The sequence below is a fragment of the Modestobacter sp. DSM 44400 genome (assembly GCF_900107175.1).
Lineage (GTDB): Bacteria > Actinomycetota > Actinomycetes > Mycobacteriales > Geodermatophilaceae > Modestobacter.
Genome location: NZ_FNOZ01000046.1, coordinates 1 through 13,573, shown reverse-complemented (window position 1 = coordinate 13,573; position 13,573 = coordinate 1). Strand labels below are relative to the sequence as shown.

Sequence of the window (13,573 nt, the reverse complement as noted above, 5' to 3'; positions counted from 1 at the left end):
ACGAGTCTAGCGCGCCGGGGGTGCCGGATGTTCCGCCCGGCGTACGGGCGGGCGGCCGGCCCCCTGCGGTGGCCGCGCCGGGGTGCGCGCCCCGGACCGCAGCGGCGCCCGACCGACCCCCGGGGAGACCGGACCGTCAGTGCCCTCGGGGGCGGTGTCGCTGCGGATGTCGATCCGGCACCCGGTCAACCGGGCCGCCAGGCGGGCGTTCTGCCCCTCCTTGCCGATCGCCAGCGACAGCTGGTAATCGGGGACGACGACCTGGACGGCGCGGGCCGTCGGATCGACGACCCGGGCGCTGGTCACCCGCGCCGGGGACAGTGCAGAGGCCACGAAGGTGGCATCGTCGTCGGACCAGTCGACGATGTCGATCTTCTCGCCGTTCAGCTCGCTCATCACGTTGCGCACCCGCTGGCCCATCGGGCCGATACAGGCGCCCTTGGCGTTCAGGCCGGGCACCGTCGTCCGGACGGCGATCTTGGACCGGTGACCGGCCTCGCGGGCGACGGCGACGATCTCCACGCTGCCGTCGGCGACCTCGGGGGCCTCCAGCGCGAACAGCTTGCGGACCAGGTTCGGGTGCGTCCGCGACAGGGTGACCTGCGGGCCGCGGAAGGTGCGCGCCACGGAGACGACGTAGGCCTTCACCCGGCTGCCGTGCGGATGGGACTCGCCGGGCACCTGCTCGGTCGGGGGCAGGGTCGCCTCGACCCTGCCGATGTCGACCAGCACCATGCCCTGGTGGTTGCGGCGGTCGTGGGCTTGCACGACCCCGCTGACGATGTCGCCCTCCTTGCCCGCGTACTGGCCGAAGGTCTGCTCGTGCTCGGCGTCGCGCAGCCGCTGGACGATCACCTGCTTGGCGGTGCTGGCCGCGATCCGGCCGAAGTCGCTGGGGGTGTCGTCCCACTCGTTGACGACCTCACCGTCGGGACCGAGCTCCTGGGCGAGCACGGCGACCTCGCCGCTCTTGCGGTCCACGTGCACGCGCACGTGCGGCGCGGCACCCTCGGCGTGCCGGTAGGCGGTCACCAGGGCGGTCTCGATCGCCAGCAGGACGGTGTCCGCCGGGATGCCCTTCTCCCGCTCGACCGCCTTCAGGGCGGTCACGTCGATGTTCACTGTGCTCCTCCGGACCCGGACGGGTCGTGCTCGTCGTTCAGGTCGTCGTCGACCTCGTCGTCGACCTCGTCGTCGATCTCGTCGTCGTCGGCACCTTCGCCCTCGGGGACGGTGGCGACCAGGGCGGCGTCGCGGTGCCCGGGCGGCCGGGTGAACTCGACCTGCACTCGCCCCTCCCCCAGCTCGGCCCAGGCCACGGTCCGCTCCCCGACCGTCCGGCGCACCTGGCCCTTCTTGGCCCCGCCCTTCTCCACCGCGAGGACGACGCCCTCATCGGTGACCCGTAGGAGGCGCGCGGTCACCTGCTCGCGGTCCCGCTCGGGGCCCACCGCCACGGTGACCAGTCGGCCGGCGTTGCGCCGCCAGTGCCGGGGCAGGGTCAGTGGCCGGTCCACGCCGGGGCTGGTGACCTCCAGCACGTAGGGCGAGCGACCCATGTCGTCGCCGTCGGCGTCGAGCACCTCGGAGACGGCCCGGCTGAGCTCGGCGACGTCGTTCAGGCTGACCCCGGCGTCGCGGTCGACGACCACCCGGACGACGGACCGCTGACCGGCCGCCCGGACCACCAGTTCCTCCAGGTCGTACCCCGCGGCCGTCACGGCCGGCTCGACCGACGCGGTCAGCCGCGCGGTGGTCCGGTCTGCGGGGTGGTGGGCGGCGGATGCATCTCGTGCGGACACCGGCTGCCTCCTCCTCGCTGTCGTCGTTCTGCTGTTGTCGGTGCTGCACCGGTTGCCCGGACCGTCCCGGCCGCCGCAGGACCCGACGATCGGCCGACCGGGGAGGTCGGACCGGCGGCGTGCTGCGCAGGAACGTCCAGGCTACCGCCCCCAGCTCCGGGTCGAGCGCCCGCGCAGGAGCAGGCCACCGCACCGGTGCGTTCGAGGGCCAGGAGCGGCCGGGGCTGCGAGGATGGAGGTGATGTCCGACTCCTCACGTCGTACCGTTGCGGCCGGCACCTTCTCCCGGCGCACGTTGCTCGTCGCCACCCTGGCCGGGACCGTCGTGGTCGCCGTCGGGTGCACCGCCGAGACCGGCGACACCGCCGACGCGGTCACCGAGGCCCAGATCGACCAGCTCGCCGCCCAGTTCGACGTGCAGACGGCGCTGGTCGCCGCCTTCGACCGCGCGTTCGCCGCCTTTCCCGAGCTCGCCGCCGCGGCCGCCGAGCAGGCCGATCAGGCCCGCCAGCAGCTCGAGCGGCTCCGGGCGGCGGCGCCCGGCGTCGGGTCCACGTCGTCGGCCGCGACCTCGTCCGACGCGATCTCGCCCGCTGCGCCACCGCTGGACCCAGCCGGCGCGCTGGGGTACCTGCGCACCGAGGCGTCCCGTGCGGCCGACGCGCACGCCACCGCCTGTCCCGGCTTCAGCGGCGCCCGCGCGGCGCTGCTGGGCAGCATCGCCGCCGGGCTGCGCGGGCAGGACGGGCAGCTGGCATGAGCGACAGGAGGAGGCCCACCCGTGGCTGACGACGAGAGCACCCCGACCGGCAGCAGGGCGCCGACCGCGCCCGAGGACGCCGCTCTGCAGGACGCGCTGGCCGCGGCCCACGCCGCGGGGTGGGGCTACGGCGTGGTGGGCGCGGCGCTGCCGGTCGGCGAACGCGGCCCGGTGGACGACGCTCGGCAGGCCCACCGCATCGTCCGCGACCAGGTGACCGAGCTGCTGGACTCCCGCGGCGTCGACCCGGTCGGGACGCAGGCGGCCTACACGCTGCCCTTCCCGGTGCTCTCCGCGGTCGACGCCGCCGTCCTGGCGCTCACCCTGGAGGACGGCGTGGCCAGGGCGTGGACCTGGGTGCTGGACCAGGCCGGCGAGCGCAGCACCCGCGAGCTCGGCGTGGCCGTGCTGACCGCCACCGAGCTGCGGGCCGTCGCCTGGCGTGCGGCCGCCGGCCGCACGCCAGTGACCAGCGCGTTCCCCGGCCTCCCCGACAGCTGAGCGCTTCTGACCCCCTCAAGGGCGTCCCGAGCTCCGGATGGCCCTCTCCAGGGCGTCCCCGAGCTCGCGAGGGGACCCAGGAGGGATGCCTTTCTCCAGGAAGGGGGCCTTCTTCAGCCCAGCGCGGCCAGGAAGGCGTCGGCGACGCCGACCGCCACCGAGCTGCTCTGCCCGGCCTCGACCAGGACGGCGAAGGCGATGTCGCCCTGCGGGCCGCCCAGCTGGTAGCCCATGAACCAGCCGTGGGAGTCCGGCGGGGTGTTGGAGCCGAACTCCGCGGTGCCCGTCTTGCCGTAGACCTCACCGCGGTCGGCCAGGCCGCGTGCCGTCCCGGAGAGCACCACCTGGCGCATCATCGGCCGCAGCGCGTCGAGCACCTGCTGCGAGGGGCCGGCCGGCGCGGGACCGGCCGGGTCGGCGCCTTCCACCTCGACCGGTGCGGCCGGGGTGCCGCTGGCGATTCCGGCGGCGACCAGAGCCAGCTGCGCGGGACTCATCAGCACCTCGCCCTGCCCGATCGCGTCGGCCGCCTTGGTGGTCCCGGTGCTCGTCGTGGGCACCGCACCGCTGAAGATGCCGACCGGCAGCTGCCAGTCGCTGCCGACGCCGTAGGCGGCCGCGGCCTGGGACAGCGCGTCGGCGGGCAGGGTCACCGCCTGCTGGATGAACGTGGTGTTGCACGACTGCGCGAACGCCTCGGTGAACGACACCGTGCCCAGGTGGAACTGGTCCTCGTTCTCGAACTCCCGGCCGTCGACGACGGTCGTGCCCGGGCAGGCGACCGGCGAGTCGGGGGTCAGCGTGCCGGCCGACAGCAGTGCCGTCGCCGTCATCGTCTTCATGCTCGACCCGGGTGGGAACTGGCCCGACAGTGCGTTCGCCGGGTTCGCCGCCTCGTTGGAACTCACCGCGAGCACCTCGCCGGTGCCGGGACGCACCACCACGAGATGGGTGGCCAGGGGCTGGCCAGCGACCGCGGCGTCCGCGGCGTTCTGCAGGGCGGGCACCAGCGGCGTCTGCACCGGCATGCCGGCGACGGGGTCGACCGAACCGACGACGGTCCCGGTGTCGCCGGTGCTCTCGTCGGCGCTGACCACCGAGACGCTGAAGCCGGGGGTGCCGGCCAGCTGCGCCTGGTAGGCGCGCTGCAGGCCGGAGAGCCCCAGCTGGTCGCCGGCGGCGTACCGGGCCTTTCCGTCCGCGTCCTTCGCCTGGTCGAGTACCTCGGCCGTCGCGGCCCCCACCCGGCCGAGCAGCGCGGTCGCGAACCGGGAGCTGGGGGCCAGCAGCCGGGTGTCGGTCGGAAAGACCGCGCCGGGCAGGTCGAACACCTGGGCGCGGATCCGTTCGAAGTCGGGCCGGCGCAACGTGATCACCGGCACGAACTGCCCGGCCGGGGCGGCCTGGACGTCGGTCGTGATCTGCCCGGCGGCGACCCCGGTGGCTGCCGAGAGTCCCGCCGAGAGCGCCGGGAGGTCGGTGACCTGCGCGGGGTCGACGCCCACGTTCACCACCTCGGTCGGGGTGAAGAGGGCGGCGCCGCCGGCGTCGGTGATCGGGGCCCGGTCGGCGAGGCTCCGGGCCAGCTCCAGGTGCTGCCCTGCGCCGAGCTGCGGGTGCACGATCGTCGGCTCGGCCACCACCTTCCAGCCGTCGTCGCCGTCGGTGAGCTCCAGGGTGGCATCGTAGGTCCAGTCCGGTGCGGCCGCGAGGTCCCAGCTCGCCGTCCACGCGACGGTGGCGCCCTCGTCGGTCACGGACACGTCGCCGGTCTTCGCCCTGAGCGTCGCGTCGGGCAGGTCGGTGGCGGTCTGCTCGAGCAGCGCGGTGGTCGCGGCGGCGTCGGTCGTGCCGACCGCGGCGCCCTTCGTGTTCCCGGAGGTCCAGTCGGCCAGGAAGGTCTGCGCGGCGTCGCGCACCTCGTCGGCCGGGTCGCTGGAGCAGCCCGAGAGCACCGGCCCCACCAGCAGCAGCACCCCGCCGGCCGCCACTGCGGCCCTAGACGAACCCCGTCGATTCCACACGTCCCCGAGCTTCGCAGACCGCGGGAGACGACCGGGCGGACCCTCCCGCGCGGGTGGGACGACCGGGGCCGGTGGGTCAGAAGAGCACGGAGGCGTACGTGCCCACCCGGGTGAAGCCGACCCGGGCGTAGGCGGCGCGCGCCGGGCTGTTGAAGTCGTTGACGTAGAGGCTGACCACCGGGGCGACCGCCGTCCGGGCGTACTCCACCACCGCCGCCGTGCCGCGCTGGCCGATCCCCTGGCCGCGGTACCGGGGGGCCACCCAGACGCCCTGCACCTGGCAGGCGTCCCGGGAGACCGCGCCGATGTCGGCCTTGAACAGCACCTCGTCGCCCTCGATCCAGGCCAGCGACTGACCGGCGCGCACCATGTCGGCCACCCGGGCCCGGTAGCCGGCGCCGCCGTCCACCCGCAGCGGGCTGACCCCCACCTCCTCGGTGAACATGGCGATCGCCGCCGGCAGCAGGGTCGGCAGCTGGTCGGTGCGCACCGGGCGGACCCGCGGTTCCGCGGGCACCGTCGGCGGGCCGGAGATGGCCAGCAGTGGCTGGCTGGGGCGCACGTCGCGGGCGGCGCCCCAGACCGGGGCCAGCAGTTCCCACAGCGGCAGGACCGACCCGGCGGGACCGACGATCGTCGAGCACCGCCGCCCGGCCCGGCGGGCCCGGTCGGCGAAGGCGCCGGCGGCCGCGCGCTCGGCGCCGGGACGGGCGAAGGGGATCAGGTTGGCCCCGGCCAGGCAGACGGCGTCCAGCTGGCGCCCGGAGTGCAGACCCCAAAGCGGTGCGCCGAGGGTCGAGGCCGCGGTGCCGTGCACCTCGATACGGCCGGCGAGCATGCAGGCAGCGACCGGGTCGGTGGCCAGCAGGGCACGGACGGCGCCCTCGTCGTCCTCGTCGAGGACGCGCGCCGATGCGGTGCGCAGCACGTCGTTCCCCCGTCCGGTTCCGGTGTCCCCCGCGCCAGGCTCAGGCGACGGTGACGACCGGCGGACCTGAGGGGGTGCCGGCGGCGACCTGCGCCTCGGCGATCCGCATGGCCTCCTCGATGAGGGTCTCGACGATCATCGACTCGGGCACGGTCTTGACCACCTCGCCCTTGACGAAGATCTGGCCCTTGCCGTTGCCCGAGGCGACGCCGAGGTCGGCCTCACGGGCTTCCCCCGGGCCGTTCACCACACAGCCCATCACGGCCACCCGCAGCGGGACCTCCATGCCCTCCAGGCCGGCGGTCACCTCGTTGGCGAGCTTGTAGACGTCGACCTGCGCGCGCCCGCAGGACGGGCAGCTGACGATCTCCAGGCCGCGCTGGCGCAGGTTGAGGGACTCCAGGATCTGGTTGCCGACCTTGACCTCCTCCACCGGCGGAGCCGACAGGGAGACCCGGATGGTGTCGCCGATGCCCTGGGACAGCAGCGCACCGAAGGCCACCGCGGACTTGATCGTGCCCTGGAACGCGGGCCCCGCCTCGGTGACGCCCAGGTGCAGGGGGTAGTCGCACTGGGCGGCCAGCAGTTCGTAGGCCCGCACCATGACGACCGGGTCGTTGTGCTTCACCGAGATCTTGATGTCGCGGAAGTCGTGCTCCTCGAACAGCGAGCACTCCCACAGCGCGGACTCCACCAGCGCCTCGGGGGTGGCCTTGCCGTACTTGGCCAGCAGCCGCTTGTCCAGCGACCCGGCGTTCACGCCGATCCGGATCGGGGTGCCGTGGTCCTTGGCGGCGCGGGCGATGTCGCCGACCTTGTCGTCGAACTTCTTGATGTTGCCCGGGTTGACCCGAACGGCGGCGCAGCCGGCCTCGATGGCGGCGAAGACGTAGCGCGGCTGGAAGTGGATGTCGGCGATCACCGGGATCTGGGAGTGCCGGGCGATCTCGGCGAGCGCGTCGGCGTCGTCGGTGTCGGGCACGGCAACCCGGACGATCTGGCAGCCCGCCGCGGTGAGCTCGGCGATCTGCTGAAGCGTGGCGTTGACGTCGGCGGTCTTGGTGGTGCACATCGACTGGACGCTGACCGGGGAGTCACTGCCGACGCCGACGCCGCCCACGTCCAGCTGGCGGGTCTTGCGGCGCGGGGCGAGGACGGGCGGCGGCAGGGCGGGCAGGCCCAACGAGACGGTCACGGCTACCAGTCTCCTACTGCGGTCACGGCGACGCGTCTCCTACTGCGAGAGCGTGATCGGGTTGACGATGTCGGCGACGAACAGCAGCCCGGACAGAGCGAGGAACAACCCGGCGACGACGTAGGCCACCGGCATGAGCCGGGCGATGTCGAACGGGCCTGGGTCGGGTCGCCCGCGCACCCGGGCGACGGAGGACCGAACCTTCTCGTAGAGCGCACCCGCGACGTGGCCGCCGTCCAGCGGGTAGATCGGCAGCAGGTTGAACAGGAAGAGCACCAGGTTCACCCCGGCCAGCAGCTGGAAGAAGTAGCTGATCTTCTCGGTGACGGTGAAGTCGTCGAAGGCAAACACCTCCCCGGAGATCCGGCTGACGCCCACGACACCGATCGGCCCGTTGGGGTCCCGCTCGTCGCCGAGGAACGCCGCACCGAACAGCGCCGGCACCCGCTGCGGCATCTGCACCAGCTTGTCCACCGACCGGCCGATGGTGTCGCCGAGGAAGGCCGGCACCGCGGTGACCGACTGCCGGACGTAGGCCTGCGCGGGGCTCACGCCGACGTAGCCGACCCTCATGGTCTGGTCGCCGGTCGCGTCGGTGTAGACGCGGTTCTCGATCGGGGTGACCGTCAGCTGCCGCCGTTCACCGTCCCGTTCGATGGTGAGCACGACGTCGGTGTCGATGCTGCCGCGGATGGCGCGCTGCACCTGGGTCCAGCCGACGTCGGTCTCCGAGGAGACGCGCCGGCCGTCGACGGCCAGGATGGTGTCGCCTGCCGCGAGCCCTGCCCGGGAGGCGGGGCTCGCGGGTGGCAGCGCACACCCGGCGGCGCCGACCTCGCACAACGCGCCGTCGGAGGTGATCGGCACCGAGCACGGGTCGGGGGCGGTGGCGCTGGCCGCGCCGGCGGGGAGCACGCAGGCGGGGACCGCGGCGATGGTCGTCGTCGACTCGGGGACGCCGAAGCCGACCAGGACGACGGTGAAGAACACGACGGCGAGCACCAGGTTGTGGAACGGCCCGGCGAACATCACGATCACCCGCTGCCACCAGGGCTTCTTGTAGAAGACCCGGTCGCCGTCGGTGGGGAGCACGTCGTTGAGCGCGGCGCCGCGGACCTCGGCAATGAAACTGCGCATCCGGGTGGCGCGCTTGCTCTCGCCCTCCTCGGCGGGCGGGATCATGCCGACGATGCGGATGTAGCCGCCCAGCGGAACGGCCTTGAAGCCGTACTCGGTCTCCCCCCGCCGGCGGGACCACACGGTGGGACCGAAGCCGACGAAGAACTGCGGCACCCGCATGCCGAACCTGCGGGCCCAGAAGAAGTGACCGGCCTCGTGGAAGCCGATGGAGAACATCAGCCCCGCGGCGAAGGCGACGATCCCCAGGACGGTCAGCAGAATCCCGCTCAGTTCAGCCTCCGGCGATCGCGGCGCGGGCGTGCTCCCGGGCCCACTTCTCCGCAGCCAGCACGTCCTCGACGCAGCTGGGTGCGCCGAGGTCCGGCGCGGCGTCGAGGGTACCCGCGATGACCTGCACGATGGCTGGGAACGACAGGTGTCCGGCGGTGAACGCCGCCACCGCCTCCTCGTTGGCTGCGTTGTACAGCGCCGGGACGACGCCACCGGCCTCCCCCGCCTGCCGGGCCAGTCGCACCGCGGGGAACGCCGCGGAGTCCAGCGGCGCGAACTCCCAGGTGCTGGCGGTCGACCAGTCCAGGGCCGGCTGGACGTCGGGCAGCCGGTCGGGCCAGGCCAGCGCCAGGGCGATGGGCAGCCGCATGTCCGGCGGGCTGGCCTGGGCGATGGTCGCGCCGTCGGTGAAGGTGACCATCGAGTGGACGATCGACTGCGGGTGCACGACCACATCGATGTCGGCGTACGGGACGTCGAAGAGCAGGTGTGCCTCGATGAGCTCCAGGCCCTTGTTCACCAGTGTCGCGGAGTTGATGGTCACCACTGGTCCCATGTCCCAGGTGGGGTGGGCCAGGGCCTGCTCGGGGGTGACGTCGGCCAGCCCGGCGGCGCTGCGGCCGCGGAACGGTCCCCCGCTGGCGGTGAGCACCAGCCGGGCGACCTCACCGCGGGCACCACCACGCAGGCACTGCGCCAGGGCCGAGTGCTCGGAGTCGACCGGCACCAGTTGGCCGGGCGCGGCGAGGGCGGTGACCAGGTCGCCGCCGGCGACGAGGGACTCCTTGTTCGCCAGCGCCACCGTGCGCCCGGCCCGCAGGGCCGACAGCGTCGGCCGCAGTCCGATGGAGCCGCTGATCCCGTTGAGGACGACGTCGGCAGGGCGGGCGGCCAGCTCTTCGGCGGCCCGCGGCCCGGCCAGGATCTCCGGCAGCGCGTACCGCCCCTGCGCCCAGCCACGCTGCTGCGCCGAGGCGTAGAAGGCCAGCTGCAGGTCCTGAGCTGCGGTGGCTCGGGCGACGGCGACCGTGCGGACCCCGAGGGACAGCGCCTGCTCGGCCAGCAGGGCGACGTCCCCACCACCGGCGGCCAGCCCGGTGATCTCCAGCCGGCCGGGGTTCTGCCGCGCGACGGCGATCGCCTGGCGGCCGATCGACCCGGTCGACCCCAGCACGGTGACCTTCCGCGGCTCGTCCACCTGCCCATCCTGTCAACACCGGCACCGCGCCCGCCGGTCGCCGGGTGGCCGCGCGGTGGGCCTGGCATCATTCGGGCCGAACGAGCGTGCGAGTTCAGCAGGCCGAACGAGCGTGCGAGTTCACCAGTCAGCACCGCAGTGCCGCGAACGCGGCCGACGAGCGCCAGCGAGGAAGCCAAGTGAGTGAGCACACCGGCCGTGGACAGGGCCACCAGACCAGCGCGCGGGTGATCGAGCAGTCCAACCGCGAAGAGGGGATCGTGCGGGCGGGGTCGACGCCGATCGAGCACGAGCGCCCCGAGGACTGGGGCTGGCACCACGAGATGGGCAAGGGCGGCCGCTTCCTCCTGGTGCTGCCGACCATCTTCCTGATCGCGATGGTCTTCGGGAACCACGAGGGCAACGTCGAGAACATCTACCTCGTCGGCTTCGCCGTGGGGATCGTCGTGATCATGCTGTGGGACGCCCGCCGGCGAAAGAACGCCTGGCGCAAGAACTAGCTCCTCGGCCGCCGCTCCGGCGGCTGGAGGTCGACGGCCCGTCTCCGCTCCCGGAGGGGGTCGTCAGGCGGCGCCGACGCCGATCGCCAGGCCGATCAGGTACGTCGCGCCGGCCGCCACGGCACCGAAGAGCAACTGGCGCAGGGCCGCCGACCACCACGGCCGCGGGGTGAACTGCGCGGAGAGCACCCCGGCCGCGACCAGTCCGACTCCGCCGCACAGCAGCGCGAGCCAGAGCACGGGCGCGCCGAGCAGGAAGGGCAACAGCGGGATCACCGCGCCGACGGCGAACAGCAGGAACGAGGAGACCGCTGCGGTCATCGGCGATGGCTTCTCGTCGGGATCCAGACCGAGTTCGCTGACCGCGTGCACCCGCAGGGCCTGCTCCGGGTCCCGCGAGAGCTGCTCGGCCACCGCGCGCGCCAGCGGGGCGTCCAGACCCCGGGCCTCCCACAGCTCGGCCAGCTCCTGCTGCTCGCCGACGGGGTTGGTGGCCAGCTCGTGCCGCTCCTTGGCCACCTCGAGGTCGAGCTGCTCGTTCTGGGTGCTCACCGAGGTGTACTCACCCAGCGCCATCGAGATCGCACCGGCCACCAGGCCGGCGACCCCGGAGAGGACGACGGCGTGCGCGCTCGCCCCGCCGCCGCTGACGCCGGCGACCAGGGCGGTGTTGGTGACCAGTCCGTCCATGGCGCCGAAGACCGCCGCGCGCAGCCAGCCGCCTGAGACGTCGGCGTGGGTGTGCGGGTGCGCCTCGGCCTGCTCGGCCCCACCGCCGGGCCGGGTCACTCCTCGTCGGGGTCGGCGCCCAGCGACACCGACCCGGGCGTCCCCCGGTCACCGGGACCAGGCGCCGGCAGCGCGACGGTCGGGACGCCGTCCACCTGGTCGGCGGCGGCCAGCTGTCCGCAGGCGCCGTCGATGTCCGAGCCGCGGGTGTCGCGGACCGTCGTCGGCACACCGGCGGCGCGCAGCCGGGCGACGAACTCCCGCTGCGCAGGCAGCGGGCTGGCGTCCCAGGGGCTGCCCGGGGTGGGGTTGAGCGGGATCAGATTGACGTGCGCCAGCCGCGAGGAGAGCAGCTTTCCCAGGAGGTCGGCACGGAAGGGCTGGTCGTTGACGTCGCGGATCAGCGCGTACTCCACCGAGTACCGCCGGCCGGTGCGGTGGGCGTAGTCGTCGGCGGCACCGAGCACCTCGCCGACCTTCCAGCGGGTGTTGATGGGCACCAGGGTGTTGCGCAGCTCGTCGTCCGGGGCGTGCAGGCTCACCGCGAGGGTGACGTTGAGACCCTCCTCGGTGAGCTTGCGGATCGCCGGCACCAGGCCGACGGTCGAGACGGTCACCGAGCGCTGTGACAGCCCGAGCCCATGCGGAGCCGGCGTGAGCAGCGCTTCGAGGGTCTTGCGCACCCGCGGGTAGTTGGCCAGCGGCTCGCCCATGCCCATGAACACCACGTTGGACAGCCGGCCCGGGCCGCCGGGGATCTCGCCGTTGGCCATCGCCGCCGCAGCGGCCACCGCTTGGCCGATGATCTCGGCGGCGGACAGGTTGCGGGTCAGGCCGCTCTGGCCGGTGGCGCAGAACGGGCACGCCATCCCGCAGCCGGCCTGGCTGGAGATGCACACGGTCGCCCGCTCGGGATAGCGCATCAGCACGCTCTCCACCAGCGCACCGTCGTGCAGCCGCCACAGGGTCTTGCGGGTGCGCCCGCCGTCGGCTGACTGGTGCCGCAGCGGGGTCAGCAGCCCCGGCAGCAGGGCGGCGGTGAGGTCGCCCCGGACGGCGGCGGGCAGGTCCGTCATCAGCGCCGGGTCGGCCACCCCGGCGTAGAAGTGCCGGGCGAGCTGGTCGGCACGGAAGGCCGGCTGCCCGAGCTCAGCGACGGCCGCGCGCGCCTCCTCGCGGGTCAGGTCGGCAAGGTGGCGGGGCGGCTTGGTGCGCCGCGGGGCGTCGAAGACGAGAGGCAGGGCAGTCATGGCACTTCCGATGGTCCCACCACCGGACGGGTGGGGGCGGGCCGGCGAGGGTGAGATGGCTCCCGGCGCCGGCTCAGTGGCGCCCGGCGGGGGCGAGGACCGGGGTGCTGTCGGGGTCGGACGTCGGGTCGGGAGAGCCGGACGGCGTGGTCGCACCGGTGCCGGTCGCTCCGCCCGCGTCCTCGCCGGATGTGCTGCCGTCGCCGCCGGTGGGGCCCGTGCCGCCCGTGCCGCCGTCCGGGGGGAGGTCGATCGGGAGCTCGACTCCGTCGTCCCCACCGGGGTCGGTGCCGGGGTCGTCACCGGGGTCGGTGCCGGGGTCGTCACCGGAGTCGGTGGCGGTGCCGTGGCCGCTGTCGTCGCCGGTGTCCTCGCCGGCGGTGCCGCCGGGGTCCTGGCCGGCGGTGCCGGAGTCCTGGCCGGTGTCGCCGTGCGGGGTGTCCCCGCCAGCCCCCGCGTCACCGTCGGCCCCTCGGTTCGGGACGCCCGAGTCGTCGTCCGTGGCGTCGGTGAGCGGGTCACCGGGCGGCGGGCCGGTGCCGGCCGGCTTCTCGGCCGCCGGAGCTGCCGCCACGGTCAACGGTGCGGGGACGGTCTGTGGAGCCGGCGGCTCGCGAGTCTCCGCGGGTGCCGGGACGCCGGCCACCGGCGGGGATGCGGCGACGGTGGATCGGCCGGCCGCCGGAGCGGTGCCCACGGCTGACGGGCAGGTGCTCGCAGCGGGACTGCTGCTGACGGGAGGCTGGATCGTCGGCACGGCGGCCGACTGGGTGAAGCCGCTGCGCGGAGCCGCGGTGGGCCGGCTGCTGTCGTACTGCACGGCGGCCGCCGGTGCAGGTTCGGCCGGGCCGTCGCCGGTGACCGTGTGCAGCACGGCGAAGCCACCGGCGACCACCAGCGCGGCGAGGGGCAACAGCACGCGCGCCCGGCGGCGGGGTCTAGAGCGTGTCTGCTAACTGCGGACGCGGTGATGGATGATCATGCAGCCGAGGAGGACACCGCCGAGGTAGGTGGTGGCGTATTTGTCGTAGCGGGTGGCGATAGCGCGCCACTGCTTGAGCCGGCCGAACCCGCGTTCGACGGTGTTGCGGTCCTTGTAGAGCTCGGCATCGCAGGCCGGTGGTCGCCCACCGGCCGAGCCCTTGGCCTTGCGGCGTGCGATCTGGTCGCTGCGTTCGGGAATCGTGTGAGCGATCTTCTTCGCCCGCAGGTGCGCCCGCGTACTGGGATGGGAGTACGCCTTGTCCGCCAGCAGCCGGAACGCGCCGGTGTCGCC

14 protein-coding genes are annotated in these 13,573 nt (G+C 73.9%); 3 read left to right on the top strand and 11 right to left on the bottom strand.

Annotation, left to right across the window (positions count from 1 at the left end; all coding sequences use genetic code 11):
• Positions 1 to 6: 6 nt before the first annotated feature.
• Both nusA and rimP read right to left on the bottom strand, forming a co-directional pair.
• Entirely contained in the window at positions 7 to 1,122 is a 1,116-nt protein-coding gene (gene nusA, locus BLW04_RS20355; protein ID WP_091546619.1) for a transcription termination factor NusA, read from the bottom strand.
• Entirely contained in the window at positions 1,119 to 1,802 is a 684-nt protein-coding gene (gene rimP, locus BLW04_RS20350) for a ribosome maturation factor RimP (RefSeq protein ID WP_091546616.1), read from the bottom strand. Before rimP ends, nusA begins: the two co-directional genes overlap by 4 nt.
• A 241-nt stretch (positions 1,803 to 2,043) precedes the next feature.
• On the opposite strand from rimP, the gene BLW04_RS20345 reads away from it, so the two are divergent.
• The gene (locus BLW04_RS20345) at positions 2,044 to 2,562 is read left to right on the top strand and encodes a hypothetical protein (RefSeq protein ID WP_091546682.1); all 519 of its coding nucleotides are present in this window, start codon (positions 2,044 to 2,046) and stop codon (positions 2,560 to 2,562) included.
• A 21-nt stretch (positions 2,563 to 2,583) separates the two neighbouring features.
• A complete protein-coding gene (locus BLW04_RS20340) occupies positions 2,584 to 3,063 on the top strand; it encodes a ferritin-like domain-containing protein (protein WP_091546613.1) in 480 nt (159 codons plus the stop codon).
• A gap of 113 nt (positions 3,064 to 3,176) precedes the next feature.
• Here the strand turns inward: BLW04_RS20340 and BLW04_RS20335 are convergent, their stop codons facing one another.
• From BLW04_RS20335 to dxr, 5 genes are all read right to left on the bottom strand, one after another.
• Positions 3,177 to 5,054, bottom strand: a complete 1,878-nt coding sequence (locus tag BLW04_RS20335) for a penicillin-binding transpeptidase domain-containing protein (protein WP_254781821.1) — start codon at positions 5,052 to 5,054, stop codon at positions 3,177 to 3,179.
• 109 nt (positions 5,055 to 5,163) lie between these two features.
• Positions 5,164 to 6,015, bottom strand: a complete 852-nt coding sequence (locus BLW04_RS20330) for a GNAT family N-acetyltransferase (protein WP_091546610.1) — start codon at positions 6,013 to 6,015, stop codon at positions 5,164 to 5,166.
• Positions 6,016 to 6,055: 40 nt separating this feature from the next.
• A complete protein-coding gene (gene ispG, locus BLW04_RS20325) occupies positions 6,056 to 7,183 on the bottom strand; it encodes a flavodoxin-dependent (E)-4-hydroxy-3-methylbut-2-enyl-diphosphate synthase (RefSeq protein WP_371327810.1) in 1,128 nt (375 codons plus the stop codon).
• 66 nt (positions 7,184 to 7,249) lie between these two features.
• A complete protein-coding gene (locus BLW04_RS20320; protein ID WP_256375501.1) occupies positions 7,250 to 8,590 on the bottom strand; it encodes a M50 family metallopeptidase in 1,341 nt (446 codons plus the stop codon).
• A gap of 31 nt (positions 8,591 to 8,621) precedes the next feature.
• Entirely contained in the window at positions 8,622 to 9,818 is a 1,197-nt protein-coding gene (dxr, locus tag BLW04_RS20315) for a 1-deoxy-D-xylulose-5-phosphate reductoisomerase (RefSeq protein WP_091546601.1), read from the bottom strand.
• 179 nt (positions 9,819 to 9,997) lie between these two features.
• Between dxr and BLW04_RS20310 the strand changes: the two genes are divergently transcribed.
• Positions 9,998 to 10,318 (top strand): DUF2631 domain-containing protein, encoded by a 321-nt coding sequence (locus tag BLW04_RS20310; RefSeq protein ID WP_091546598.1) that lies wholly within the window; start codon positions 9,998 to 10,000, stop codon positions 10,316 to 10,318.
• Between the two features lie 63 nt (positions 10,319 to 10,381).
• On the opposite strand, the gene BLW04_RS20305 is transcribed toward BLW04_RS20310, so the two are convergent.
• The 4 genes from BLW04_RS20305 to BLW04_RS20290 form a co-directional block, all read right to left on the bottom strand.
• Positions 10,382 to 11,107, bottom strand: coding sequence for a VIT1/CCC1 transporter family protein (locus tag BLW04_RS20305; RefSeq protein ID WP_091546594.1), 726 nt, complete (start codon positions 11,105 to 11,107; stop codon positions 10,382 to 10,384).
• Entirely contained in the window at positions 11,104 to 12,297 is a 1,194-nt protein-coding gene (gene rlmN / locus BLW04_RS20300; RefSeq protein ID WP_254781819.1) for a dual-specificity RNA methyltransferase RlmN, read from the bottom strand. The genes BLW04_RS20305 and rlmN overlap by 4 nt, the downstream gene beginning before the upstream one ends.
• A 73-nt stretch (positions 12,298 to 12,370) precedes the next feature.
• A complete protein-coding gene (locus BLW04_RS29345; protein ID WP_091546589.1) occupies positions 12,371 to 13,216 on the bottom strand; it encodes a hypothetical protein in 846 nt (281 codons plus the stop codon).
• Between the two features lie 33 nt (positions 13,217 to 13,249).
• On the bottom strand, positions 13,250 to 13,573 hold a 324-nt coding region (locus tag BLW04_RS20290; protein WP_139306939.1), incomplete at its 5' end, for a transposase.